Raw genomic sequence first — 25,597 nt, forward strand, 5'->3', positions numbered from 1 at the left:
GTTCACCTGGCAAAACGGAGTCTGAGAACACCCTGTGACGTCTCGCGTAAACAGGAAGAACACGGCAGGCTGTACCGCTATGACGGAAGGCAAAGCACGTATCGCGGTCACCGGTCTCGCCACCATGGGCAGCAACCTCGCGCGCAACCTCGCGCGGCACGGCTTCAAAGTCGCCGTGCACAACCGGACGCCCGCGAAGATGAAGGCCCTGCTCGACGAGCACGGTCACGAAGGCGACTTCGTCGGCGCCGAGACGCTGCAGGACCTCGTGGACAGCCTGCAGACGCCGCGTCAGATCATGATCATGGTCAAGGCGGGTGGCCCGACCGACGCCGTCATCGACGAGCTGAGCGGGCTGCTGGAGCCCGGCGACATGGTCATCGACGGCGGCAACGCCCACTACGCCGACACGCGCCGCCGTGAGGCCGCGTTGAAGGAGAAGGGGCTGCTGTTCGTCGGCGCCGGCATCTCCGGCGGCGAGGAGGGCGCCCTCAACGGGCCCAGCATCATGCCGGGTGGTCCGGCCGAGTCCTACCAGCACGTCGGTCCCGTCTTCGAGGAGATCGCGGCCAAGGTGGACGGTCAGCCGTGCTGCGTGCACGTCGGGCCGGACGGCGCCGGGCACTTCGTGAAGATGGTGCACAACGGCATCGAGTACGCCGACATGCAGCTGATCGCCGAGGCGTTCGACCTGCTGTCCCGCGTCGGCGGCCAGAGCCCGGCCGAGATCTCCGAGGTCTTCACGCAGTGGAACTCGGGCGACCTGGAGTCGTACCTGGTCGAGATCACCGCCGAGGTGCTCAGGCACGTCGACGCGAGCGGCACGCCGCTCGTGCAGGTCATCGAGGACGCGGCCGAGCAGAAGGGCACCGGCCGCTGGACCGTGCAGGAGGCGCTGGAGCTGGGCGTCCCGGTCACCGGCATCGCCGAGGCCGTGTTCGCGCGCAGCCTGAGCGGCCACACCGACCAGCGCAAGGCCGTGCGCGAGGCGTTCGGTGCCAACGAGGTCGTCGCGAAGCCCGACGCGGAGCTCGTGGACGACGTGCGGCAGGCGCTCTACGCGTCGAAGGTCGTCGCGTACGCGCAGGGCTTCGACATGATCCGCGAGGCCTCGAAGAACTTCGGCTGGGACATCGACCTCGGCGCCATGGCGACGATCTGGCGCGGTGGTTGCATCATCCGCGCGCAGTTCCTCAACCGCATTCGTGAGGCGTACGACGCGAACCCGGATCTCGCGTCTCTGTTGGTGGACAACTACTTCCGCGACGCCGTGCAGAACGCTGAGGCCGCCTGGCGCAGGGTTGTGGTCCGTGCGGTCGAATCCGGGGTGCCGACTCCTGGTTTCGTGTCCGCTCTGGCTTACTACGACGCGCTTCGCTCGGAAAGGTTGCCTGCCGCGCTCGTTCAGGGGCAACGGGATTTCTTCGGTGCCCACACGTACCGGCGTGTTGATCGTCCCGGTAGCTTCCACACGTTGTGGTCGGGCGATCGATCTGAGGTGGAAGCGTGAAATTTCGGATTCTGGGGGTGGTCGTCGCTGCGGCGACAGGGTTGACCCTGACGTCCAGCGGCGGCGCGGTGGCGGGTGGCAACGAAGCGCTGACCCGCGATCTCGACACGATTCTCGCCGACTCGGGGCTCCAGGGCGCCGACGTCGGTGTGACCGTGCGGGATGCGAACACCGGTGAGATCGTCTACACCCGTTCCGGCGGCAGGCGCTCGCAGGTGGGGTCGAACCTGAAGGTGCTCACCACGACGGCGGCGCTCGACCTGCTCGGACCGGACTACCGGTGGAAGACCGACCTGCAGTCGTCGGGTGCCCGCTCCGGGTCGACGCTGAACGGCGACCTCGTGCTGCGCGGCACCGGTGACCCCACGATGTCCGCGCCCCGGTACAACGACCTGGCGATCGCGCTGAAGAACAGCGGTGTCACGCAGGTCTCCGGTGCGCTCGTGCTCGACGACACGGCGTTCGACTCGCAGCCGTACGGCCCGGGCTGGGCGTGGGACGACGAACCGTTCTCGTACAACGCGGAGACGTCGGCCCTCACGCTGTCGCCGGACGCGAAGATCAGTGCCGGCACGGTGATCGTGAACGTGCAGCCGGGCGCCTCGGCAGGTGCCCCGGTGCAGGTGAGCGTCGAGCCGGCGAACGACCACGTGCAGATCGTGAACACCGCCACCACCGGTGACGGTGGCATCTCGGTCGAGCGTGATCACGGCACGAACGTGATCAGGGTCAGCGGGTCGACGTCCGTCGCGACGGCGGCGCTGTCCACCGTCAAGGACCCGACCGGCCTCGTCGGCTCGGTGTTCCGCAAGGCGCTGGCGGCCAACGGGATCCAGGTCCAGGGCGGGGTGCGCAGGGGCAAGGCGCCGCAGGGTGCCGCGGTCCTCGCGTCCGACCAGTCCATGACGCTGGGCCAGCTGATGAACCCGTTGCTCAAGAACAGCAACAACATGCTGGCCGAGGTGCTGGTCAAGTCCGCCGGTGGCTCGTTCGGCAACGGTGTCAACCAGCTCAGCCGCAAGTGGGCCGGGCTGGGGGTCGACCCGAACTGGGTCGAGATCTTCGACGGTTCCGGCATGTCCAGGATGGACGAGATCTCGCCGGACGACCTGTCGTCGATCCTCGTCAAGGCGAAGACCAAGCCGTGGTTCGGCACGTGGCAGTCGTCGCTGCCGGTCGCCGGCCGCGACGGCACCCTGGTCAACCGCATGAAGGGCACCAAGGCCGAGGGCAACGTGGTGGCCAAGACCGGCTCGATGTCCGGTGTCTCGGCGCTGACCGGCTACGTCACCACGCAGGCCGGGCGGCAGCTGGTGTTCTCGGTCGTGCAGAACAACCTGGTGCTGTGGTTCAGCCCCAAGACGATCGAGGACAAGATCGCCGTGCGGCTCGCGAACGACGGCGGTGCCTCGGTCGCGGCCACGCAGAAGACCCAGACGGTGCCGCAGCAGCGCAAGGCCCCGGCGGAGAAGCCCACCAAGGTTCCGGCCAAGGAGCGCTTCGACGTCGAGTGCTCGTGGGTCGACGCCTGCTAGACCCGCTCGGTTGAGATGAACGGCGCATTTGTCCACGTCAGGTGGACGAATGCGCCGTTCATCGTTTTCTAGGCCGGGGCGGGGACCGGTTCCAGGCCGTTGCGGTCCGGGTCGACGAGGTACACGCGGGCGTTGGAGATGTCGAAGTACATGCCCTTCAACGTCAGCGTGCCCGCCGCGATCGCCTCCCGCACGCTCGGGTAGGCGAGCAGGTTGTCCAGCTGCTGGGCGACGTTCGCGACCGCGAGCCGGTCGGCCACCGGCAGTTCCGCGCAGCCGGGCGAGGTCGGCGCGTGGAACCGGATCAGCGACGGTTCCGCGTTGCGCAGCCACGAGTGCAGGTGCGAGCCGCGCGTGGCGGATCCCTTCACCAGCGCCTTCATCGCGCCGCAGTCGGAGTGTCCGCAGACGACGATCGTGCTGACGTTCAGGACCTCGACCGCGAACTCGATCGCCGCGCCGACGGACCTGTCGTCCGAAGTGGACGGTGGTACGAGGTTGCCGATGTTGCGCACGCAGAACAGGTCGCCCGGTCCGGACGTGGTGATCAGGTTCGGCACCACGCGCGAGTCGGCGCAGGTGATGAACAGCTGCTGCGGCCGCTGTCCGTGCACCACCAGGTCGTGCAGGAACGGCCGCACCAACGGCGCCGACCGCCGCTCGAACTCGTGCATGCCCAGGATCATGGGATCGCTCTCGGCCGAGGAGCGCTGGGCCGGGAGCGTCACCGGTGAGCCGCCCTGCCAGTGCGACCACGGCGCGAACCAGCGCGGCAGCGGGCCGGGCAACGTCTTGCGGCGCCCGGGTTTGCCCTGGTCGGCCCGGTCGTACCAGGTGTCGTGCACCTCGTCGACCTCCACCCGGCCGCCGAGCCGTTCGTAGTTCTCGCGCCAGTCGTTGATCGCCTCGTACGACGCGTGGTCCAGGTAGTCGATGTGCAGCTCCAGCACCACCTGCTGCCCCAACGGCAACCGCCGCAGCTCGCGCACGAGCCGGCCGACGCCGAGGAACACCAACGATCCCCGCACGCACACCCGGTTGCCCTCGACCCGCACCGAGCAGTGCGTCAACCGGTACAACGCCCGCAGCAGCGCGATGGCCAGGCCGACCACCACGCCCTCGAGCAGTCCGAAGAGGACGACGCCGAGCACGGTCGCCGCGTACACCAGGAACTCCCGGTGCTTCACCAACGTCCGCATCCGGTCCACCGACACGAGCTTCAGCCCGACGACGAACAGCACACCCGCCAGCGCCGCCAACGGGATCGTCTCCAGCACGGACGGGAACGCCAGCACGGCCACCGCGATCCAGATGCCCTGCAGGATCGCGCTGTAGCGCGTCTTCGCGCCCGCGGCGACGTTCGTGGAGCTCCGCGCGAGCCCGCCGCTGATCGGCAGGCCGCCCAGCGCGCCGGCGAGCACGTTGCCCGTGCCCTGCGCGATGAGCTCCTTGTCCAACCGGGCCCGCGGCCCGTCGTGCAGCCGATCCGTCGCGACCGCGGACAGCAGCGACTCCATGCTCGCCACCAGCGCGACCGTGACGATGGCCGTGACCACCGACCCGACGCTGCCCTGCGGCATCTCCGGGAACACCAGCGCGTGGCTGTCCGGCAGGTTCACGCGCGCGACGTCGAGGCGCAGCACGAACGCCAGCAACGTCGCCGCGCCCACCGCGACCAGCGGCGCGGGCACGAGAGAAGCGCGCGGAACCCGTGGCCACAGCAGCAAAGCCGCGATCGCGACCGCACCGGCCACGAGGGACCCGAGCTGCGTCGAGGCCAGTTCTCCCGGCAGTTGCGCGAGGTTCTCCGGCACGGACGACGCCGCCGTCCCGCCCAGCACCACCACGAGCTGTCCCGCGGCGATGGAGATGCCGATGCCGGCCAGCATTCCGTGCACCACGGCGGGGGACAGCGACATCACCAGGCGGCTGATCCCGGTGAGCCCCAGCGCCAGCTGCACCACGCCGGCGGCCAGCGTGATCGCCGCGGTGGCCGCCCACCCGTACTGCGCCACCAGCCCGGCCACGATCACCACGAGCCCGGTGCCGGGCCCGCTGATCTGCAACGGCGCCCCGCTGAGCGCGCCGACGACCACGCCGCCGATGACCGCGGAGATGATCCCGGCCATCAGCGGCGCGCCCGTGGCGTGCGCGATGCCCAGCGACAGCGGGATCGAGATGAGGAACAGCACGAAGCTCGCGGGCAGGTCGTGCCGGAGGATCACCGGAGGGCCGTGCGGGGTGTGGTCGCTTGCGTTGGACCGCTGCAGATGGTTCACGGGCGTTCACCTTTCGTGGAACAGCGACATGGCCCTGTGCGAAGAGGAGCACAGGGCGAAGGGGGAGGGAGAGCTTGCTAGAGGCGCCCTAAGGGCAGCAGACGGCGCGGCCGAACGGCAGCGAGCGCGTCGGCGCGGTCATGCGGGGTCGGCACGGGTACACCTCCGTGTCGGCACAGGCATCGGGTTCTCGATCAGGCCGCGTCGCCACCAATGATGGCGGCGAAATCGCCGCCGTGGCAGATCTTTCAGCCAACCGTGTTGATCTTCGCCCGCAACGTCACGCGACGTGAACAAAAGATGGACCGGCTCCGGTCGGGGGTGCGGAGCCGGTCCAGGTCGGGGGAGCCGGGGAACTGCCGGGTTCAGCCGACCGAGCGCAGGTGCTTGCCGTGCGAAGTCTCCTGGCCCACCACGGTCAGGATCAGCTGGGCCGCCAGGTAGGCACGGCACGGTGCGGGCATCCTGCGGGAGAACCAGCCGCGCTTGCAGGTCGCGCACCGGCCGTGCTCGTCGGGCTGGTGCTCGTCGAGCAACGCCTTGACCACGGCCACCACCCTCGGCAGCTCTACCCTGGCGAGCACGAGGGCGGTCTGGTCGTCGCCGTGCTGGGCGAGTTCGGTGAGCGTGGCCAGGTGGGAGTGCAGCGACTTGTCCAGTTGGCTGAACACCGTGACGGCCATCAGGCTCAGAGCTCCAGTCCTTGCGTAAGCAACCCATGCAGCCTGTCCTGCCCTCCCTGCGATCTGCAAGTTGCAGTACACGAATGGATGACGTCTCTTTGCGGCTCGCTCCTTTGCTCTCAAACTGAGAGTCCGACCAGGAGGTGTGGATGGCACGGGGTAGCAGCCCGACCCTGCGCAAGCGGCGGCTCGTGAGCGAGCTGAGGCGCCTGCGCGAAGCGGCCGAGCTGACGATCGAGGAGGTGGGCGAGCGCCTGGAGTGCTCGGCCTCCAAGATCAGCCGCATCGAGACGGGACGCGTGGGGGTGAGCCCGCGCGACGTGCGGGACATGCTCACGGCCTACGGTGCGGACTCCGCCACCCTCGACGAACTGGTCCAGCTGGCCAGGGAGGCCCGCCGCAAGGCGTGGTGGGACGAGTTCGGTGACATCGTGCCCGGCCGATACGTCGGGTACGAGGCCGATGCGGACTCGATCAGGACCTATCAGGGCCTGATGATCCCCGGTCTGCTGCAGTGCGAGGCGTACACCAGAGCGTTGATCTCCCAGGTGCTCCCCGACGCGAGCACGGCGGAGATCGACCGGCGGGTCCGGTTGCGCAAGGCCCGGCAGGCCTTGCTGAGCGAGGACGACCCGTTGCGCCTGCACGTCGTGATCGACGAGGCCGCCCTGCGCAGGCTCGTCGGCGGCGCCGAGGTGATGCGCGCCCAGATGGCGCGTCTTCTCGAGGTCGGTGCAATGTCGAACGTCACGATGCAGGTCGTGCCGTTCAGCGCCGGTGGTCACGCTGCGATGGACGGGCCGTTCGTCATCCTGAGCTTCCCGGAGCAGCTCGACCCCGACGTCGTCTACATCGAAAGCACAAGAAGTGGCGTCTACCTGGAACAGCAGTCGGACGTCCGTTGGTACGCCGAGATGTTCGAGCGTCTCGTGAGATCCGCCCTCAACTGCAGGGACTCGTCGACCCTGATCACGGAGATCGCTCGCACTCTCGCGTGACATCGACCGGGAGTGAACACACAGTGGAAAGCTTGCGTTGGCGCAAGAGCAGCCGTTCGTCCGCCGGTGGGCCCGAGTGCGTGGAGATCGCGCTCGTCCCGGCCGGTGCGGCCGTCCGCGACAGCAAGAACGCGGACGGGGCGCGGTTGGCGTTCGGTGACGCCGGATGGGAGACGTTCCTCGCCGCCGCGAAGAACGGGTCTTTTGTCAGCTGAGACACATGCAGAACGCCCCGGCCGGGAACTCGGCCGGGGCGTTCTCGCGTTAGGGGACGTGGGCCGGCCGGCGTTCCGCCGCCGCGGGCTGGATGCCCCTTGCACGCCGGCCGACCCACGTCGATCATGGGGAGCAGCGGGTGTTCCGCTGTCCGGTCCAACCTGCGCCGACTGCTCGATCTCGGTTTTCGTTGATCTCGCGGTCTGTGGTTGGTTGGACACGCTAAGCGTAAGAATGGCTTCTACAGCACGACTGGAGCTCGACTGAAGTGATCTTCAAGCTCCAGGTGGCCACCAGGCGAAGGACAGGTCGGTGACGCACGGCGAGGAACCCCTGCGGTTCGAGGTTCTCGGCCTACTCCGGGTCGTTCGCGCAGGTCACGAGGTTGATCTCGGTGCGGCGAAGCAGCGCGCCGTGCTGGCGGTGCTGCTGCTCTCGCGCAACACCCCGGTCAGCCGCGGGCAGATCATCGAGGCGGTGTGGGGCGACAACGTGCCCTCCAGCGCGGTGAATTTGGTCCAGACCTATGTGGCCGGACTGAGACGCGCACTGGAACCGGCCCGCGCCCGCCGGGCCCCTGCCGAGCTGCTGACCTCGGTGGGTGACGGCTACCTGCTCCGGGTCGAGTCCGGCGCGCTGGACCTCGACGTGTTCGAACGCCAGGTGCTGCTCGCGAACCGCATGCGCGCGGCCGGTGACCTCGCCGGAGCCGCGGTCGAGCTCGACGACGCGCTGGCGTTGTTCCGGGCCGAGCCGCTGGGTGGCGTCTCAGGTCTCTTCTTCGACGTCGAACGCGGCCGTCTCGTCGAGCGGCGTCTCGCCGTGCTGGAGGAACGCGCCGAGCTGGGACTCGCGATCGGGCAGGGTCCGGAGCTGGTGTCGCAGCTCAGCGCGATGGTCGCCGAGCACCCGTTGCGCGAACGCGGCTACGGGCTGCTCATGCGGGCCCTGGTCCAGGCGGGCCGGCAGGCGGAGGCGCTGGCCGCCTACCGCGAGGCCCGTCACGTGCTGATCGAGGAGCTCGGTGTCGAGCCGGGCCCGGAACTGCGGCGCGTGCACCAGGCCGTGCTGGCGGGGGACAGCCCCGAGCCCGAACGGGCGCCGATCCGCGTGCCGCAGCAAGCCGCCGCACCGGAGCCCGCGCCCGTGACGGTCCCCGCGCAGCTGCCGCGCGCGCCCGTCGCGCTGATCGGACGGGACGCGGAGCTGGCGCACATGGACGCCGTGCTGCGCGACCACGACGGCCCCGTGCTGCTCGTGACCGGTCCGGCCGGGGTCGGCAAGACCGCGCTGGCCCTGCACTGGGCGCACCGCGTGCGCGAGGAGTTCCCGGACGGCCAGCTCTACGTCGACGTGCACGGCTACGACCCGAACCGCGAGCCGCTGGAGATCGGCGAGGTCCTCAACCGCTTCCTGCGCGCCCTGGGCGTCCCGGCCGGTGAGACCCCGCTCTCGGTGGACGAACGTTCGGCGCTGCTGCGCACGTTGCTCGCCGACCGCCGGATGCTGGTGATGCTCGACAACGTCCGCAGCTCCGCCGATCTGCTGCCGCTGCTGCCCGGCGCGCCGTCGTGCGTCGTCGTGACCTCGCGCCGCCGCCTCGTCGGCCTGGTCGCGCAGGTCGAGGCCAAACTGATCGAGCTGGACATGCTCGGCCCGGAGGCCGCGGTGGACGTGCTGGGCCGCATCGCGGGCCGGTCGGACATCGAGGCGGACGCGCTGCGCCGGCTCGCCGAGCTGTGCGACGGCCTCCCGCTGGCGTTGCGCATCGCGGCGGCCCGTCTCGCCGTGTCCCCACGTCTGCGCGTGGCCGAGTTGGTGGAGGAACTGCAGGACGAGCACGGCCGGCTCGCCGCGCTCGGTCTGGAGGACGGTGAGGGCACCGTGCGGGCCGCCCTGGACGCGTCACGGCGTGCTCTGCCGCCCGTGCCGTCCCGGCTGCTCGCGATCATCGGCCTGCACCCCGGTCCCGACCTGTCCGCCCACGTCGTCGCCGCGATGGGTGAAGTCCCACTCCAGGAAGCGCAACGGGCGCTGGACGCGCTGACCGCCGCGAACCTGCTGACCGTGAGCGAACCCGGCCGTCACGTGGCCCACGACATGGTCCGCGTCTACACCAAGACGCTGGCCGGTGAGCTGTCCGAACCCCAGCGCCGGACCGCCACCGGCCGGATGCTCGACTACTACCTGCACTGCGCCGACCTGGCCGACGGCCTGTTGCCGATCAACCGCAGCAGCGTCCTGGTGACACCCGAACACCGCCCGGCGGACGTGCCCGCCCTCACCGGCGCGGCGGACGCGATGGCGTGGTTCGACACCGAGCGCGCCAACCTGATCGCCGCCACCGAGCTCGCTTCGAGCGCGGGCTGGCACGTGCACGCGTGGCAGCTGCCGTACACGTTGTCGCGGTACCTGTGGCTGCGGACCGAGCGCGAGACCTCGTTGCGCATCACGGAAGCCGCGCTGCAGGCCGCGATCGCGCTGAACGACGACGACGCCCGGTTCGTCATGCAGTTCAACCTGGGCGTGGCCCTGCTGCAGCTGGAACGCCACGAGGAGGCCCTGCACGCGCAACGCGGTGCGCTGGAAGTGGCGCGGCGCAAGGGAGACGTGCACCAGCAGGCCCGTGTGCTGACCACGGTGGCCGGCACGTTGATGGACCTGGGCCGCACCGCCGAAGCCGAGGCCCACTACCGCGAGGCCATGGAGATCTCCCGGATCGCGGGCTCGAAGTGGGCCGAGGCCAACGCCCACCACCACCTCGGCCTGCTGTACCTGACCACGCAGCGGTACGACGACGCGATGCCGTGGTTGCGGGTCGCGCTGCGGATGTACCACGAGGTCGACGAGCAGTGCGGTGAGGCGTCGTGCCACGTGGACATCTCCACGGCCCTGCTGGAGACCGGTGACACCGAGGGTGCGCTCTCGTCCGCCCGCACGGCGCTGGCGGTGGCGTGCGACGCGGTGTCGCCGTACCACCAGGCGCTGGCGCACGACCGGCTCGCGGCGGTGTTCGACCGGCTCGGCGCGGCGGGAGCGGCGGCGCACTGGCAGCGCGCGCTGGCCCTGTTCACCGAGCTCGGCGCACCTGAGGCGGACCGGATAAGGGCACGGCTGGCCCGCGCACGGGCGGTCACCGTCGGGTAAGGGTTTCGCGGCGCGGGAGTGCGTGATCGTCCGATGCCCGGGGTGAGGCCTCAGGACGAACCTCGTGGTCATGACGGAATGGACCCCTGAGGCGATCAAGGCGGAGATCGAGTACCGGCGCGGCAACGCGGTGTGCAACTGGCAGCGGTCGAACCGCCGCACAGCGTCGTGGATCAGCCGCGTGATCCACCGCACCTCTGCAAAACCCGGCGGCACTGAGGCATGACCTGTGCGAGCATGCCACTTGTGGCGCGTCTCGGTTCCGGAATCCCGTTGGTCGCGCGCGATCGCGAGCTGGACCGGTTGCGCGCCGCGTTGGCGAAGGCGGGTGAGGGCACCGCGGGGGCGGTGCTGCTCGCCGGTGACGCCGGCGTGGGCAAGACGCGGCTGGTCGAAGAGCTGGCGGCGAGCGCGGACGACACCCTCGTCCTCATGGGACGGTGCCTGGACGCGGGGGAGACCGGGCTGCCGTACCTGCCGTTCGCCGAAGCGCTGAGCGCGCTCAAGAACGACGTGGCGAACCGGCCGGCGCTCGCGATGTTGCTGCCGCAGCTGGCACTTCCGGCCGAACGCGAGCCCGGCACCGAGGGCATGATCGCGCCGAGCCTGATCCCGGGACGCAGGCCCGAGCAGGACGTCGGTCAGCTGCAGCTGTTCGACGCCGTGCTCGGGTTGCTCGGTGATCTCTCCGAACGGCAGCGCGTGCTGCTGGTCGTCGAGGACCTGCACTGGGCGGACGCGTCCACCCGGTACCTGCTGTCGTTCCTGTTGTCCCGCCTGCGTTCCCAGCGGCTGCTCGTCGTGGGCACCTATCGTTCGGACGACCTGCACCGCAGCCATCCGTTGCGCCCCTTGCTGTCCGAGCTGGTCCGGTTGCCCGCGGTGGACCGTCTCGACCTCTCGCCGTTCAACGCGGCGGACGCCCGCAGGTTCGTCGAGGCGCTGTCCGACGACCTGCCCGAGGACGTGGTCGGGCAGGTCGCGCAACGGTCGGAGGGCAACGCGTTCTTCGCCGAGGAGCTCCTCGCGGTGGCCACCTGCGGCGATGCGAGGACGTTGCCGTCCGCGCTCGCCGACGTGCTCCTCAGCCGCGTCGAACGGCTGAGCCCGGAGGCGCAGCACGTCGTGCGCGTCGCCTCGGTGCGCGGCCGCCGGGTCCGGCACGACCGGCTGCGCGAGGTGGCCGGCATGCCGGACGTCGCGCTCGACGCGGCGTTGCGCGAGCTCGTCCAGCACCACCTGCTCGTCGTGAACGACGACGAGGTCTACATCTTCCGCCACGCGCTGCTGCGGGAAGCCGTCTACGGCGATCTCCTGCCCGGTGAACGAGTGCGGCTGCACGCGCGCTATGCGCACTATCTGGCCGAGCACCTCGACGAGCGCGGTGCCGCCGCCGCACTGGCCCACCACGCGTTCCAGAGCCACGACCTGCCGCAGGCCCTGAAGGCCTCGATCAAGGCCGCCAAGGAGGCCGAACGGGCGGGCGCCCCGGCGGAGTCGTTGCAGCACCTGGAAAAGGCGCTCAACCTGTGGAACGCCGTCACCGAGGCGGACCGTCCGTCCGATGTGGACGAGTCAGTGCTGCTGCGCAGGGCGTCCTGGGTGGCGGGCACCGCGGGCCAGCCGGAACGCGCCGTCGCGTTCGGGCGCAGTGCGGTGAAGGCGCTCACCGACCAGTCGCCGGAAGAGCAGGCGGAGGTGCTGCTCCGGGTCGCCCAGGCGTTGTCCGTGCTCGACGGCAACGACCTGGAGCACCACAAGGCGATGACCAAGGCGTGGGAGCTGGTGCAGGAGCGCCAGGCGAGCCCGACCCGCGCCCGCGTGCTGGCCGGCATGGCGTCCATGCTGCGGCAGCAGCGGAAGTGGACCGACGCGCGCGAGTTCGCGGAGAAGGCCATCGCCGACGGCCAGCAGACCAACGCGGCGGGCGCCGTGGCGGACGCGCTCGGCACGCTCGGCCTCCTCGACGACTACGCGGACCGGCACGAGGAGGCCAGGATCAACTTCGAGCGCGCGATCGAGCGCGCTCGCGAGGTCGGCGCGGTCAACACCGAGCTGCGGGCCCGGTACTACTTCGGCCTGATGTACTACGACGCGGGCCAGCTGACCGAGGCCGCCCGCGTCTACAACGAGGCGGGCGACCGGGCCCAGGAGACCGGGCTGACGTGGAGCTCGTTCGGCCTGGAGATCCGGATCCTGCAGGTGCTCGTGCACTACTACATCGGCGACTGGGACTACGCGGCGTGGGCCAGCGAACCGCCGGGCATGTCGGTGTCCTCCACGGTTCTCGCTCGTCTCGCCGCCGCCGGAACGCACCTCACCGTCTCGCGCGGTGACCTGGCGCAGTCCGAGCGGATGATCACCAAGCTGCGCAGCGACTGGCACCGCGACATCCAGATCGCGCTGATCACCGGCGGTACGGGTGGTGAGCTGGCGTTGTGGCGCGGGCGGCCGGAGCTCGCGGTCGAACGGGTCGCGGACGCGCTGGAGTGGACCCGCAAGCTGGGCGGGCCGTGGGTGCTCGCGGACATCCGGATCGGTGCGATCGGCATCGCCGGGTACGCCGACCTCGCGGCCAAGGCGCGGCGCAAGCGGGACGCCGCGGCGGAGCGGCAGGCCGTGGAGTCGGGTCGCAAGCTGGCCGAACACGTGCGGCTCACCGCGAAGAACGGCGTGCCGCGCACCGGTTCGCTCGGGCCGGAGGGCAGGGCCTGGCTGGTCCGCGCGAACGCGGAGGAGTCGAGGCTGACCGGCTCCGGTGACCCCGAGCTGTGGCAGCAGGCCGTCGACGCGTTCGGCTACGGGCTCGTCTTCGAGCAGGCGTTGTGCCGGTGGCGGCTCGCGGAGGCGTTGCTCGGGGCGGACCGCCGTGACGAGGCGGCCGAGCAGCTGCGACTGGCCGACGAGGTGGCGACCGGGCTCAAGGCCGTGCCGCTGCAGGAAGCGGTGGCGTCGTGCGCCAAGCGGGCCCGCATCACCCTCAGGGCCGAGGAACCCGTGCGGGAGCACCTGGACCTCTTCACCCCTCGTGAGCGCGACGTGCTGGCGCTGGTCGCCGCCGGGCGGACGAACCGCGAGGTCGGCGAGGAGCTGTACATCAGCGAGAAGACCGTTTCCGTGCACCTCTCGCGAATCATGGCCAAGCTGGGGGCGTCGCGCCGCGCCGAGGCGGTGGCCATCGCGTACGACCGAGGTCTGCTGGAATAGCCCCGGTTGTCATACCTCAGGCTGATGCGCGACGCGTCGCGGAGTTGATGTCCGCGTACAGAGCCTCGAAATAGCTTTCTCCTCGTCGAGGAACGAATCCCTGCGAGGAAGGCAAGCGACATGTCTGCACTGGTGTCCGAGGTCGGCACCCGGACCGCCGCGGCGGCCCACAACCTGGTGAAGGTCTACGGCAAGGGTGACACCGCGGTGCGGGCGCTCGACGGCATCAACGTCGCGTTCCAGGCGGGCAAGTTCACCGCGATCATGGGCCCGTCCGGTTCCGGCAAGTCCACGTTGATGCACTGCCTCGCGGGGCTGGACACCGTGGACAGCGGTGCGATCCACATCGGACAGACCGAGATCACCAAGCTGAACGACAAGGACCTGACCAAGCTGCGCCGCGACCGCGTCGGCTTCGTGTTCCAGGCCTTCAACCTGCTGCCGACGCTGACCGCCGAGCAGAACATCCTGCTGGGCCTGGAGCTCGCCGGCCGCAAGCCCGACAGGCAGTGGTACGACACGATCGTCAACGTGCTCGGCCTGCGCGACCGGTTGACCCACCGTCCGACCGAGCTGTCCGGTGGCCAGCAGCAGCGCGTGGCGTGCGCCCGCGCCCTGGTCGCCCGTCCCGAGGTCATCTTCGCCGACGAGCCGACCGGCAACCTGGACTCCCGCAGCGGTGCCGAGGTCCTCGACTTCCTGCGCATGTCGGTCCGCAAGCTGGGCCAGACCGTGATCATGGTGACGCACGACCCGGTGGCCGCGAGCTACGCGGACCGCGTGGTGCTGCTCGCCGACGGCCGTCTCGCCGGTGAGATCCACCAGCCCACCACCGAGTCCGTCGTCAACGCCCTCACGCACCTGGGGGCGTGAGCAAGATGCTGAAGACGACCCTCGCGGGCCTGCGCGCCCGCACGGCGCGGCTGGTGCTGTCCAGCATCGCCATCGCGCTCGGCGTCGCGTTCGTGACGGGCACGCTCGTGCTCGGCGACGCCGTCGAGGAGCAGACTAGGGACAACTTCGCCCGCAGCGCCCGCAACGTCGACGCGGCGGTGCACCTCGCGGAGAACAACAAGCAGGACAACGGAATCCCGGCCGACGTGCTGCAGAAGGTCCGCAACACACCGGGTGTCGCGGGCGCCGACTCGCGTGAGTTCGGCAGCGCCGCGTTGCTCGGCGGTGACGGCAAGGCGCGCAACGCGTTGGTGCAGCCGTTGCCCACGACGGAGAAGCTGCGCGACCTCGACCTCAAGGACGGCAGGTTCCCGGGCAAGGCCGACGAGGCCGCGATCGACGTCAAGACCGCGCAGGTCGCGAAGCTCAAGGTCGGCGACAGGCTCAAGCTGCTCGACAAGGACAACGCCGAGCACGCGTTCACCATCGTCGGCACCTACCAGCAGGGCGCCAGCAGCGTGTCGATGTCCGGCAGCGACCACGTCGTGGTCTCGCCGGAGGGTCTGCGCACGGTGGTCCCGGACCAGCGGATCTACGAGATCGTCGCCGTGGCCAACGCCGGTGTGTCGCAGCAGCAGCTCGTCGACAACATCAACAAGGCCGTCGGTTCCGGCTACCAGGTGCAGACCGGCGAGCAGCTGACCAAGGCGACGCTGGAACAGGTGGGTGATGCCGCCGGCGAGATCAAAACGTTTCTGCTCGCGTTCGCCGCGATCTCGCTCGTCGTCGCCGGAATGGTCATCTACAACACGTTCACCATCCTGGTTGCCCAGCGCACCAAGGAACTCGCGTTGTTGCGCTGCGTCGGCGCGGAACGCGGCCAGGTGTTCCGCAGCGTGCTCGCCGAAGCGGTTTTCATGGGTCTGGCGGCGTCCGTGCTGGGCATCCTGGGCGGACTCGGTGTCTCGGCGGCCCTGCAGGCACTGGTGGGCACGGTCGGTGGCCCCAGCGGGGACGACGTCGCGATCCGTCTGCCGATCTCGTGGGTGACGATCGCCGCGGGCTTCGCCGTCGGTGTCCTCGTGACCGTGCTGTCGGCCGTGCTGCCGGCCCGCCGTGCCACGAAGGTCGCCCCGGTGGCCGCCCTGCGCTCGCAGCCCGACAGCCACGACGACGTCGCCCGCACCGGCAAGGCCCGGATCGCGGTCGCCCTGGTGATCGGCCTGATCGGTGGCGCGGCCGTCTACTTCGGCATGCACCAGGAGAAGGAGGAGACCGCGCTGTTCGTCGCCGGCGGCGGCACGATGGTCCTGCTGCTCGCGGTGCTGCTGCTCGGACCGCTGTACGTGGGCCCGATCAACCGCCTGTTCGGCAAGGCGCTGCGCGGTGTCCCGGCCAAGCTGGCCTCGGCCAACGCGGGCCGCAACCCGAAGCGCACGGCCACCACCACGGCGGCGCTGATGATCGGCGTGACCATCGTCGCGATGGTGGCGGTCGTGGCCGGCAGCGGCCGCGAGACGATGAACCAGCAGGTGGACAAGCGGTTCCCGGCCGACTACGAGGTCAAGTCGAACGTCTACAGCCAGCCGTTGACCCAGAAGTTCGCCGACGAGCTGGCGAAGGTGCGCAACGTCGCCAGGATCGCGCCGGAGCTCACCGCGTACGGCGAGTCCGACCAGCTCAAGTACGCCGACGTCACCGGCTACCCGGCCGACGCGATCGGGTCGCTGGTCCGCCCGGAGACGACCAGCGGCACGCTGACCGGTCTGAAGGACAACGAGATCGGCATGCGCGAGAAGGAGGCCAAGGAAGCGGGCCTCGCCGTCGGCTCCACCGTCAAGATCAGCGGCAAGGACTTCAAGGTCGTCGCCCTGATCAAGGACAACAGCTACGGCACCGGCATCGTCACGCTCAACTCGGCGCAGTCGCTGCTCAAGGAGCCCATGAAGGGCTACCAGAAGCTGCTGGTCAAGCTCGCGCCGGGCACCGACATCACGGTGGCGCGCGCCGACCTCGAACGCGTCATCGCCACCTCGCCGGTCGCGGTGCTGAACTCCGCCGCCGAGACCAAGGCCGAGCTGAACTCGCAGATCGACCAGGTGCTGCTGTTCATCTGGGCCCTCGTCGGCCTGGCGCTGATCATCGCCCTGTTCGGCATCGCGAACACGCTGACGCTGTCGGTGCTCGAACGGACCCGTGAGTCGGCGCTGCTGAGGGCGCTGGGCCTGACGCGGGGCCAGCTGCGGCAGATGTTGGTGGTCGAGTCGATCCTGATGGCGCTGATCGGCGCGGTCGTGGGCGTGCTGCTCGGTGCCGGGTTCGGGTGGGTGCTGGTCAGGGCGATGTCCAACCCGGAGTTCCAGATCAGCTTCTCCATCCCGTTCGGCCAGATCGCGGCCATGCTCGGGCTCGCGGTGGTCGCGGCTGTGGTCGCCGCCGCTCTGCCCGCCCGGCGCGCGGCCAAGAACTCCGTGGTCGCGGGCATGGCGGAGGCCTAGCGGACACCCCGCCTGGCTCCGGCTGTCGGGGGCCGAACCAGGCGGGTTCGGGCGTGCGGAAACAGGGGCCGCACGGCCGGGGGATCGGTGGAGGTCCGGCGCCATCGGAGCGCCGGACCTCCGCTGCTTTTCCGCATCGCGAAAGGAACGCGGGGCCCTGCGTTTCCCTCTGGGGAACGCAGGGCCCCCGCGTTCCCGCAGCGGTAGGTGGTGGCGGCGTTCGCGAAAAAAAGTTCGAGAGCGCGCGTCACGTTTTGCGCGCAAGGCCCTCTACCTGGGGTGAGGGACGACCGGAGCGAGGGCCCGGTCGTCCCTCTTCGTCGTCTCCGGGGTGCACGCGGGGAGCTTTCGTGCACTCCTGGTGCACGCGGGGTCCCCGCGTGCCGAAGCAGCCCAAGCGAGACGCGCGCCGTTTTTGTTGCCTGCTCCGACAAAGTTACGGAACGATGTCGAGCGCTTGACACCCGCGCGTCTCCGGTTGAGTGTGAGAGCGCTCTCATCACAGTTAAGCGCCGCTCACGGCGTCGTCGAGGAGGACGGATGAGCAGAAGGCTGGTCGGCAGCGTCGCTGCGACCCTCGTGATGGTTCTGGCCGCCGGGTGCGGCGGGAGTTCCGAGGCCGACGGCAAGGTGCAGCTGTCGCTGGGCCTCTTCTCCGACTTCGGCTACGACAAGCTCATCGAGGAGTACCAGGCCGCGCACCCGAACATCAAGATCGAGCAGCGCAAGGTCAAGATGGAGCAGCACAACACGCAGCTCGCGACGCAGCTCGCGGGTGGCCGTGGCGCGGCGGACATCGTGGCCCTCGAAGAAGGTGTGGTCTCGCAGTTCCGCGCCTCCAAGGACAAGTTCGTGAACCTCGCCGAGTACGGGGCGAAGGACCTCAAGTCGCAGTGGGCCGGCTGGAAGTGGAACCAGGGCACCGCGGACGGCGGTGACTTCGTGCTGGGGCTGGGCACGGACATGGGCAGCCTGGGCCTGTGCTACCGCCGCGACCTGTTCGAGGCGGCCGGCCTGCCGACCGACCGGACCGAGGTCGCGAAGCTGTGGCCGACGTGGGCGGACTACTCGAAGGTCGCCGACCAGTTCACCGCCAAGACGCCGAACGTGAAGTTCGTCGACACCGGGCGCAACGTCTACAAGGCCATCCTCGACCAGACCGAGGAGGGCTACTTCGCGAAGGACGACTCCTACATCGCGGACAAGAACGACAAGGTCAAGACGGCGTTCGACACCGCGGCGGCGCTCGGCACGAAGCAGCAGACCGGTGCGCTGGAACCGTTCAGCCAGGACTGGAACGTCGCGCTGAAGCAGGGCTCGTTCGCCACCACCACGTGCCCGGCCTGGGCGCTCGCGCTGATCAAGGCGGGTGCCGGTGACGCGGCGGCCGGGAAGTGGGACGTGACGACCGCTCCCGGTGGTGGCGGCAACTGGGGTGGCTCGTTCCTCGCGATTCCCAAGCAGGGCAAGCACCCCAAGGAAGCCTACGAGCTGGCCAAGTGGCTGACCGCACCTGGGCAGCAGAAGCGGATCTTCAAGGAGACCGGCAACCTGCCCAGCCAGCCCGAGGTCTACCGGGACCCCGAGGTTCAGGCGACCGTGAACGAGTACTTCAACAAGGCCCCGGTGGGCAAGATCTTCGCCTCCTCGGCCGAGTCGCTGAAGCCGACCTACCGCGGCACGAAGGACTCGAAGGTCGGACCGGTGTTCGGCACCGCGCTGACCCGCGTCGAACAGGGCAAGCAGTCCGCCGCGGACGCGTGGACGCAGGCGTTGAAGGAAGCGCAGGACGCCGTCAAGTGACGGACCTGCGCACCCGGACCGAGGCGGCTCCAGCCGCCTCGGTTCCTTCTTCCACGCCGTCGAAGCGCTTCGGCCTGAGCCGCTGGGACGCCAAGTACACGCCGTACCTGATCATCGCGCCGTTCTTCGTGGTGTTCGGCATCTTCGGCCTTTACCCGTTGGTGTACACGGCCTGGGTGTCGCTGCACGACTGGCAGCTGATCGACGGCAACCAGGGGTTCGTCGGGTTCGCGAACTACGCGGAGCTGTTCGGGGACGCCAAGTTCTGGAACGCGCTGTTCAACACGCTGAGCCTGTTCGTGCTGTCGACGGTGCCGCAGCTGCTGGCGGCGCTGGGGCTCGCGGCGTTGCTGGACCGGGGTCTGCGCGGCAGCGCGTTCTGGCGGGCGGGGGTGCTGCTGCCCAACGTCATCTCGGTCGCCGCGGTGGCGCTGGTGTTCGCGCAGTTCTTCGGCCGCGACTTCGGCATCGTGAACTTCCTGCTGGGTCTGGTCGGGATCGACCCGATCGACTGGCGCGCCGAGACGTGGGCCTCGCACCTCGCGGTGTCCACAATGGTCATGTGGCGCTGGACCGGCTACAACGCGCTGCTCTACCTCGCGGCGATGCAGTCGGTGCCGAAGGACATGTACGAGTCGGCCACTTTGGACGGTGCGTCGCGCTGGCGGATGTTCTGGTCGATCACCGTGCCGTCGATCCGGCCGACGATCCTGTTCACCGTCGTGACGTCGACGATCGGCGGTCTGCAGCTGTTCGCCGAGCCCGCGCTGTTCGACCCCGGTTTCGCCGCGAACAACTCGACCGGCGGCTCCGACCGGCAGTTCCAGACGCTGGTGCTCTACATGTACGAGAAGGGTTTCCGGCTGTTCGACGCCGGCTACGCGGCCACCATCGCGTGGATGCTGTTCGTGGTCGTCCTGCTGGTCGCGATCGTCAACTTCTCGCTGACCCGGCGCATCGCGGGCAAGGGGTGATCAGACGATGAAGAACGCCAAGGCGGGTCCGCTGCTCTACGGGTTCCTGGTCGCCGTGCTCGCGGCGTCGGTGTTCCCGCTGTACTACTCGTTCATCGTGGCGTCGAAGGACAACTCCGTGCTCGGCGACAAGGTGCCGCCGCTGGTTCCCGGCGGCAACCTGGTCGAGAACATCACGCGCGTCTTCGACACCGTCGACTTCTGGCTCGCCATGCAGAACTCGTTCGTCGTGGCGGCGACCGTGGCGATCTCGAACGTCGTGCTGGGCACGCTGGCCGGGTTCGCGTTCGCGCGGCTGCGGTTCAAGGGCCGCGACGCGCTGTTCCTGGTCGTGCTCGGCACCGCGATGGTGCCGACGCAGCTCGGGGTGATCCCGCTGTACATGCTGATGTCGGACCTCGACTGGTACGGCACGCTGCAGGCGGTCATCGTGCCGGCGCTGATCGGGTCGTTCGCCGTGTTCTGGATGCGCCAGGCGTGCGAGGAAACGGTGCCGTACGAACTGATCGAGGCGGCCCGCGTGGACGGGTGCTCGGTGCTGCGGACGTTCTGGCACGTCGGTTTCCCGGCGGTGCGCCCACAGGCCGCCGTGCTCGGCATGTTCACGTTCATGACCGCGTGGAACGACTTCTTCTGGCCGTTGATCGTGCTGGACCCCAACGACAGCCCGACGGTCCAGGTGGCGCTGTCGACGCTGGCCAGCGGGTACTACACGGACTACTCGTTGATGCTCGCCGGTGCCTCGCTCGCGGTGCTGCCGGTGATCGCGATCTTCGTCCTCCTGTCGCGCCAGATCGTGGGCGGCATCATGCAGGGCGCGGTGAAGGGATGAGTGAATGACGACCGACTCGGACGTCGAGGTCGGGCGGGAGGTGCTGACCTTCCCACCGGACTTCCTGTGGGGAGCGGCGACCGCGGCGTTCCAGATCGAAGGTTCGACCACAGTGGACGGTCGTGGTGCCTCGATCTGGGACACGTTCGCGGCGACGCCCGGCAAGGTGCTGGCCGGTGACACGGGTGATCCGGCCTGCGACCACTACAACCGGTACTCCTCCGATGTGGACCTGATGGCCTCGCTGGGACTGGCCGCGTACCGGTTCTCCGTCGCGTGGCCCAGGATCCAGCCCACCGGCAGCGGCCAGGTGGAGGAGCGCGGGCTCGAGTTCTACGACCGGTTGGTGGACTCGTTGCTGGAGAAGGACATCCAGCCGCTGGTCACGCTGTACCACTGGGACCTGCCGCAAGTCCTGGAGGACTTCGGCGGCTGGCGCAACCGGGACACGGCCTACCGCTTCGCCGATTACGCCGCCCTCGTGCACGAACGGCTGGGCGACCGCGTGCAGGCGTGGACGACGCTGAACGAGCCCTGGGTGTCCGCGTTCCTGGGCTACGGCAACGGAATCCACGCGCCGGGCATCACCGACGCGGTGGCGTCCCTGGAAGCGGCGCACCACCTGCTGCTGGCCCACGGGCTCGCGACGCAGGCGCTGCGGGCGCAGGCACCCGAGTCGCACCGGCTGTCGATCGTGCTGAACTTCAGCACTGTCTACGGCGACGACGAAGAGGCCGTGCGGAAGGTCGACGGGCTGCAGAACCGCATCCTGCTCGACCCGGTCTGCGGCCGCGGCTACCCGCTCGACGTCCTGCAGGACACGGCGTGGCTGGGCGACTGGACGAACGTGGTGCGCGACGGTGACATGGAGATCATCGCGACCCCGATCGACTGGATCGGCGTGAACTACTACAGCCCGACCCGTGTCGCTGCGGCCGACCCCGATTTCGTGCCGTTCGGGCCGCACGCGGGGCTGCGCGGTGCGGCGATCGGGCCGCCGCAGGGCGAGCTGACCGGGTTCGGGTGGGAGCAGAACGCCGACGCGTTCACGGAGTTGCTGGTCCGGTTGTCGCGCGACGCCGGCGGGGTGCCGCTGGTGGTCACGGAGAACGGGTCCGCGTTCCCCGACGTCGTGGACCCGATGGGCAGGGTCGTGGACGTCGAGCGGACGCGCTACCTGGTGGACCACGTGCGCGCGGTGCACCGGGCGATCTCCGAAGGTGCCGACGTCCGCGGGTACCTCGCGTGGTCGCTGCTCGACAACTTCGAGTGGGCGGCCGGGTACTCGCAGCGGTTCGGGATCGTGCACGTCGATTTCGAGACGCAGCAGCGCACGGTGAAGGAAAGCGCGGTCACGCTGTCGAGGATCATCGGGCAGAACGGGCTTCCCGCGCACGGTTACACCGTTTAGCCCAGCAGCCGGGCCTAGGGGGCCTTGGCGCTCTCACCCGCGGACACCTCTGTGCCACGGGTGAGAGCGCTCTCTCATTTATCGCCTGCGCAGGACCCTCGGGTCGGCGTGCAGGTTCTCGCCGAGCCTGATGGTGATGAACTCGTTGTTGTCCGGCTTGCCCGGCGTGCGGCCCGACGACGACGGGAAGTTGTTGTCGTTGAGGACCGCGATCGTGCGGTCGTCGAGGATCGTGACGTCCTCGATCGTGACGAACGGGAACCGGAACGGGTCCGCCTGGCCGCCGACGCGCCTGGGGTTCGCGAGGTTCAGCAGGTCGGCGACGAGCGTCTTGTCGAGCTTGCCGTCGTGGTCGCGGTCGCGCTTGTCGGCGAGGTAGACCTTCTTGTGCTTGGCGGCGTCGCCCTGACCGCTGTCGCGCTCGATGATCAGCAGGCGGTTGCTGTCGACGGCGACCGCGTCACCGATGGCGAAGCCGGGGTCTTCCAGTTTGTAGAGCCACTTCTCACCGGTGAACGCGTTGGACGCGATGTCGAACTCGTTGAGCCGCAGGGTGCCCGGCTCGTCACCGGCGACGGTGCCCTCCAGCAGCGCGTTGAGCGTCTTGCCGTCGGGAGACAGCGTGAGGCCCTCGAAGCCCTTGCTGCTCGGCAGGTTCGGGTTGCCCTCGGGGTTCTCGGGAGCGCGCACCCCCGGCAGCGGGACCGGCGCGGCGAGGAGACGTCCGGCGCGGTCGAAGTGCAGCAGGTACGGACCGAACTCGTCGCCGATCCAGTAGGTGCCGTCGGCGGTGCGGGTGAACGACTCGGGATCGAGGTCGGCGCCGGTCAGCACGCGGTCGGCGCGGGTGAGCGGGAACTTGATGTGGCCGTTGGGGTCGGTCAGCGTGATGCCGCCGACCACGTCCACGGCACCGGTCCTGAAGTCCGGCGCGATGCGGTTGATGCGCAGGAGGAAGTCGGCGCTGTTGGCCTTGGTGCCGTAACCGTTGTCGGACAGGACGTCGTAGGTGCCGTCGCTGTTGCGCAGCACGCTGCTGAAGCCCTGCACCGGCTGGTCCGCGAACGGCACCGCGACACCGTTGATCGGAGTCGTGCCGAGAGCGGCGCCGCTGGGCTCGCTTCCCGGAAGGTAGGTCTCGGCGGGCAGTGAGGCGAAGTTGGTCAACGTCGCCTGGCGTGGCGCCGTCACCGGTGCGGCGGTGGTGGGGGTGGCCAGCGAGGTGACGGTGAGCAGGGTGAGGCCTACGGCCAGTGTTCTCCTCATGCGCGAACCCTATGACGAGCGTTTTACTCGTGGTTCGCCTCGCGGCAACAAGCCAAGTGAACTCTTGGTGCATGACCACGACCTGGCGCATGCGCTTCGAACTCAGCGACAGCCCCGGTGCGCTCGCCCGCGTCACCGTCCGGCTGGCCGCAGCCGACTGCAACGTCCTCGCGTTGCACGTGATCCCCGTGCCCGGCGGCGTTCTCGACGAGATCGTCGTGCAGGCGGGCGAGGGCGTGCTGCCCGCCGACCTCGTCGAGGCCGTGCGCAGCGAAGGAGCCAAACGCGTCCGGATCACGCGGGCCGACGTGAGGGATCTCGTGGACGAACCGACGGCGGCGCTGCGTGCCGCCAAGATGGCGTTGATCGATCCGGGCAAGACCGCGGAGGCGCTCCGCCAGGTGCTCGCCGCCGACTCGGTGACCCACGGCGAGGCCGACGAGGGCCAGGTGCAGCTCGGCGACCTGGTCGCCAGGCGCGGCTGGGCCAGGTTCACCCAGGTCGAGCTGGCGCGGGCGCAGGCGTTGCTCGACCTCGTGGAGGCGCAGGCCCCCGCGATCCGGGGATTCCTCAGCGACGACGGCGTGGCGCTGGTGCTGCGCCCCGGGGTTGCCGCTGACGAGGAGGCCGTCGCCGGCCTGCACTCCCGTTGCTCGATGAAGACCTTGTTCAACCGCTACCACTCCGGCATGCGCGCGGTGCCCCGCCGCTGGCTGCACCGCCTGCTCAACCCGCCGCGCGGCACGACGGTCCTGGCGCAGTGCGCGGACCAGGTGGTCGCGCTGGGCCAGATCATCCACACCGGCACCCCGGACTGCGCCGAGATCTCGCTGCTCGTCGAGGACGCGTGGCAGCACCGCGGCGTCGGCACGGCGTTGCTGCGCGCCCTGGCGTCCGACGCGGGCGCGGCCGGCTACTCGGAGCTCGTGGCGTGGTGCCTGCCGTCCGAGAACGCCCTGGTGCGAGCCGCTGCCCGCGCGGGCCTGCCGGCCACGACACGCCGGGAGGACGGCCTGCTCAGGGTGTCGATCGCACCCCGCGGGCACGCCCGGAAGACGCCAATTGCAACGGTGGTGGCCGAAAAAACACGATGAACAGCGCGGAAACCCTCCTCGGAGATCGCTTGCAGCTAAGCTGACCGGCGGCTCAAAGGTTTTCATCGAGGAGTGGTGGTGCACGTGTCCAACCACGCGCGTCCGACGTTGGAGGACGTGGCCGCGAGGGCTGGAGTCTCCCGCGCCACGGCGTCACGAGTGCTGAACGCGTCACCGCGGGTCAGCCCGGAGGCACTGGAGGCGGTCAACGCCGCGGTGCTGGCACTCGGCTACCAGCCGAACCGCGCCGCGCGCGCGTTGGTCACCCGCCGCACCGGCGCCGTCGCCGTGGTGTTCTCCGAGCCGGAACCCAAGATCTTCGACGACCCGCACTTCGCCCGCCTGATCCGGGCCGGCGCACGTGCGCTGGCCGACGCCGACGTGCAGATGGTGCTCATGCTCGTGCACTCACCGGACGACCAGGCACGCGCACACCGGTTCCTCGCCGGTGGTCACGTCGACGGAGCGCTGATGTTCGCGCCGCACCGCAACGACGAACTGGTCTCCGTCGTGAAGAAGCTGCCGTTGCCGGTGGTGTACGCCGGCAAGCCGTGGGGGTCGTTGCGGGGCATGCACCTCGTCGACAACGACAACGAGGGCGGCGCGGTGCTCGCCACCGAGCACCTGAAGTCGCTGGGGCGGCGGAAGATCGTGCACGTTTCCGGGCCGTTGGACGAGCTGTCCGCCATTGATCGGTTGAACGGCTTCAAGTCCGCGCTCGGGCTGGACGACAAGGGCGCGTTGAAGGTCACCGAAGACGGCGGGTTCACTCGTGAGGGTGGCCGGAAGGCCATGGCCGCGTTGCTGGCCAAGGTGCCGTCGTTGGACGCGGTGTTCGTGGCGTCCGACTTGATGGCGGCCGGGGCGTTGGAGGCGTTGCAGGAGGCCGGGCGCCGGGTTCCCGAAGATGTTGCGGTGGTCGGGTTCGACGACCACGTCGCCATCGCCGAGCACACCTCGCCGCCGTTGACCTCGGTGCGGCAGGACTCGGACTTGCAGGTCAAGCACATGGTTGAGCACCTGATGAAGCTGCTTCGGGATGAGACGGTGAAGTCCAAGAAGCAGATGCTGCCCACTGTGCTGGTTCGGCGCGAGTCCGCCTGACGTCCGCAGGTGGTCCGCCCCCGTTGTCGATGAAGGGCGCCTTCATCCACCATAGGGGGGATTTATGGGCCGGAATAAAGACGAGGGCGGGGCGTGTTTGGCCGGGTGATTGGAGGGGGGGGGGGGGACAGGGTGGGGCGGGGGGC

Annotated in this window: 18 protein-coding genes; 15 read left to right on the forward strand and 3 right to left on the reverse strand. The window is 69.5% G+C overall.

Annotation, left to right across the window (positions count from 1 at the left end; all coding sequences use genetic code 11):
* Positions 1 to 79: 79 nt before the first annotated feature.
* Both gndA and dacB read left to right on the forward strand, forming a co-directional pair.
* The gene (gene gndA, locus ABZV40_RS04655; RefSeq protein ID WP_355435723.1) at positions 80 to 1,510 is read left to right on the forward strand and encodes an NADP-dependent phosphogluconate dehydrogenase; all 1,431 of its coding nucleotides are present in this window, start codon (positions 80 to 82) and stop codon (positions 1,508 to 1,510) included.
* Positions 1,507 to 3,045 (forward strand): D-alanyl-D-alanine carboxypeptidase/D-alanyl-D-alanine-endopeptidase, encoded by a 1,539-nt coding sequence (gene dacB, locus ABZV40_RS04660; RefSeq protein WP_355435726.1) that lies wholly within the window; start codon positions 1,507 to 1,509, stop codon positions 3,043 to 3,045. Before gndA ends, dacB begins: the two co-directional genes overlap by 4 nt.
* A 68-nt stretch (positions 3,046 to 3,113) precedes the next feature.
* On the opposite strand, the gene ABZV40_RS04665 is transcribed toward dacB, so the two are convergent.
* Together ABZV40_RS04665 and ABZV40_RS04670 are read right to left on the reverse strand one after the other, a co-directional pair.
* Positions 3,114 to 5,324, reverse strand: coding sequence for a SulP family inorganic anion transporter (locus tag ABZV40_RS04665; RefSeq protein ID WP_355435728.1), 2,211 nt, complete (start codon positions 5,322 to 5,324; stop codon positions 3,114 to 3,116).
* A 365-nt stretch (positions 5,325 to 5,689) separates the two neighbouring features.
* On the reverse strand, positions 5,690 to 6,007 hold the full coding sequence (locus ABZV40_RS04670) for a hypothetical protein (RefSeq protein ID WP_355435730.1): 318 nt from the start codon (positions 6,005 to 6,007) through the stop codon (positions 5,690 to 5,692).
* A 149-nt stretch (positions 6,008 to 6,156) separates the two neighbouring features.
* Here ABZV40_RS04670 and ABZV40_RS04675 point away from each other — a divergent pair, with 149 nt between their 5' ends.
* The 11 genes from ABZV40_RS04675 (at position 6,157) to ABZV40_RS04725 (ending at position 21,987) form a co-directional block, all read left to right on the forward strand.
* Complete coding sequence (locus tag ABZV40_RS04675; RefSeq protein ID WP_355435733.1) at positions 6,157 to 7,005, forward strand: helix-turn-helix transcriptional regulator; 849 nt, start codon at positions 6,157 to 6,159, stop codon at positions 7,003 to 7,005.
* Between the two features lie 32 nt (positions 7,006 to 7,037).
* Complete coding sequence (locus ABZV40_RS04680) at positions 7,038 to 7,220, forward strand: DUF397 domain-containing protein (protein ID WP_355435736.1); 183 nt, start codon at positions 7,038 to 7,040, stop codon at positions 7,218 to 7,220.
* Positions 7,221 to 7,533: 313 nt separating this feature from the next.
* The gene (locus tag ABZV40_RS04685) at positions 7,534 to 10,368 is read left to right on the forward strand and encodes a BTAD domain-containing putative transcriptional regulator (RefSeq protein ID WP_355435739.1); all 2,835 of its coding nucleotides are present in this window, start codon (positions 7,534 to 7,536) and stop codon (positions 10,366 to 10,368) included.
* A gap of 70 nt (positions 10,369 to 10,438) precedes the next feature.
* Entirely contained in the window at positions 10,439 to 10,594 is a 156-nt protein-coding gene (locus ABZV40_RS04690; RefSeq protein ID WP_355435742.1) for a hypothetical protein, read from the forward strand.
* An 11-nt stretch (positions 10,595 to 10,605) separates the two neighbouring features.
* The gene (locus ABZV40_RS04695; RefSeq protein ID WP_355435744.1) at positions 10,606 to 13,575 is read left to right on the forward strand and encodes an AAA family ATPase; all 2,970 of its coding nucleotides are present in this window, start codon (positions 10,606 to 10,608) and stop codon (positions 13,573 to 13,575) included.
* A 120-nt stretch (positions 13,576 to 13,695) separates the two neighbouring features.
* Entirely contained in the window at positions 13,696 to 14,448 is a 753-nt protein-coding gene (locus ABZV40_RS04700) for an ABC transporter ATP-binding protein (RefSeq protein WP_355435747.1), read from the forward strand.
* A gap of 5 nt (positions 14,449 to 14,453) precedes the next feature.
* A complete protein-coding gene (locus ABZV40_RS04705) occupies positions 14,454 to 16,967 on the forward strand; it encodes an FtsX-like permease family protein (RefSeq protein ID WP_355435811.1) in 2,514 nt (837 codons plus the stop codon).
* A 540-nt stretch (positions 16,968 to 17,507) separates the two neighbouring features.
* Positions 17,508 to 18,770, forward strand: a complete 1,263-nt coding sequence (locus ABZV40_RS04710) for an extracellular solute-binding protein (protein ID WP_355435749.1) — start codon at positions 17,508 to 17,510, stop codon at positions 18,768 to 18,770.
* Positions 18,771 to 18,844: 74 nt separating this feature from the next.
* Positions 18,845 to 19,744, forward strand: a complete 900-nt coding sequence (locus tag ABZV40_RS04715; protein ID WP_355435814.1) for a sugar ABC transporter permease — start codon at positions 18,845 to 18,847, stop codon at positions 19,742 to 19,744.
* Between the two features lie 7 nt (positions 19,745 to 19,751).
* Entirely contained in the window at positions 19,752 to 20,576 is an 825-nt protein-coding gene (locus ABZV40_RS04720; RefSeq protein WP_355435752.1) for a carbohydrate ABC transporter permease, read from the forward strand.
* A gap of 4 nt (positions 20,577 to 20,580) precedes the next feature.
* A complete protein-coding gene (locus ABZV40_RS04725) occupies positions 20,581 to 21,987 on the forward strand; it encodes a GH1 family beta-glucosidase (RefSeq protein WP_355435755.1) in 1,407 nt (468 codons plus the stop codon).
* A gap of 78 nt (positions 21,988 to 22,065) precedes the next feature.
* Here the strand turns inward: ABZV40_RS04725 and ABZV40_RS04730 are convergent, their stop codons facing one another.
* The gene (locus ABZV40_RS04730) at positions 22,066 to 23,253 is read right to left on the reverse strand and encodes an esterase-like activity of phytase family protein (RefSeq protein ID WP_355435758.1); all 1,188 of its coding nucleotides are present in this window, start codon (positions 23,251 to 23,253) and stop codon (positions 22,066 to 22,068) included.
* Positions 23,254 to 23,324: 71 nt separating this feature from the next.
* Here ABZV40_RS04730 and ABZV40_RS04735 point away from each other — a divergent pair, with 71 nt between their 5' ends.
* Positions 23,325 to 24,347 (forward strand): GNAT family N-acetyltransferase, encoded by a 1,023-nt coding sequence (locus tag ABZV40_RS04735; protein WP_355435761.1) that lies wholly within the window; start codon positions 23,325 to 23,327, stop codon positions 24,345 to 24,347.
* A 78-nt stretch (positions 24,348 to 24,425) separates the two neighbouring features.
* Positions 24,426 to 25,451 (forward strand): LacI family DNA-binding transcriptional regulator, encoded by a 1,026-nt coding sequence (locus ABZV40_RS04740; protein ID WP_355435764.1) that lies wholly within the window; start codon positions 24,426 to 24,428, stop codon positions 25,449 to 25,451.
* The last annotated feature ends 146 nt before the right edge of the window (positions 25,452 to 25,597 follow it).

The sequence above is a fragment of the Lentzea sp. NPDC004782 genome (assembly GCF_040609115.1).
Classification (GTDB): Bacteria; Actinomycetota; Actinomycetes; order Mycobacteriales; family Pseudonocardiaceae; genus Lentzea.

Coding starts and splice junctions, on each gene's coding strand:
- gndA (WP_355435723.1), top strand. CDS start 80: ATGACGGAAGGCAAAGCACGTATCGCGGTCACCGGTCTCGCCACCATG.
- ABZV40_RS04670 (WP_355435730.1), bottom strand. CDS start 6,007: ATGGCCGTCACGGTGTTCAGCCAACTGGACAAGTCGCTGCACTCCCAC.
- ABZV40_RS04675 (WP_355435733.1), top strand. CDS start 6,157: ATGGCACGGGGTAGCAGCCCGACCCTGCGCAAGCGGCGGCTCGTGAGC.
- ABZV40_RS04690 (WP_355435742.1), top strand. CDS start 10,439: ATGACGGAATGGACCCCTGAGGCGATCAAGGCGGAGATCGAGTACCGG.
- ABZV40_RS04695 (WP_355435744.1), top strand. CDS start 10,606: ATGCCACTTGTGGCGCGTCTCGGTTCCGGAATCCCGTTGGTCGCGCGC.
- ABZV40_RS04700 (WP_355435747.1), top strand. CDS start 13,696: ATGTCTGCACTGGTGTCCGAGGTCGGCACCCGGACCGCCGCGGCGGCC.
- ABZV40_RS04705 (WP_355435811.1), top strand. CDS start 14,454: ATGCTGAAGACGACCCTCGCGGGCCTGCGCGCCCGCACGGCGCGGCTG.
- ABZV40_RS04710 (WP_355435749.1), top strand. CDS start 17,508: ATGAGCAGAAGGCTGGTCGGCAGCGTCGCTGCGACCCTCGTGATGGTT.
- ABZV40_RS04720 (WP_355435752.1), top strand. CDS start 19,752: ATGAAGAACGCCAAGGCGGGTCCGCTGCTCTACGGGTTCCTGGTCGCC.
- ABZV40_RS04725 (WP_355435755.1), top strand. CDS start 20,581: ATGACGACCGACTCGGACGTCGAGGTCGGGCGGGAGGTGCTGACCTTC.
- ABZV40_RS04730 (WP_355435758.1), bottom strand. CDS start 23,253: ATGAGGAGAACACTGGCCGTAGGCCTCACCCTGCTCACCGTCACCTCG.
- ABZV40_RS04735 (WP_355435761.1), top strand. CDS start 23,325: ATGACCACGACCTGGCGCATGCGCTTCGAACTCAGCGACAGCCCCGGT.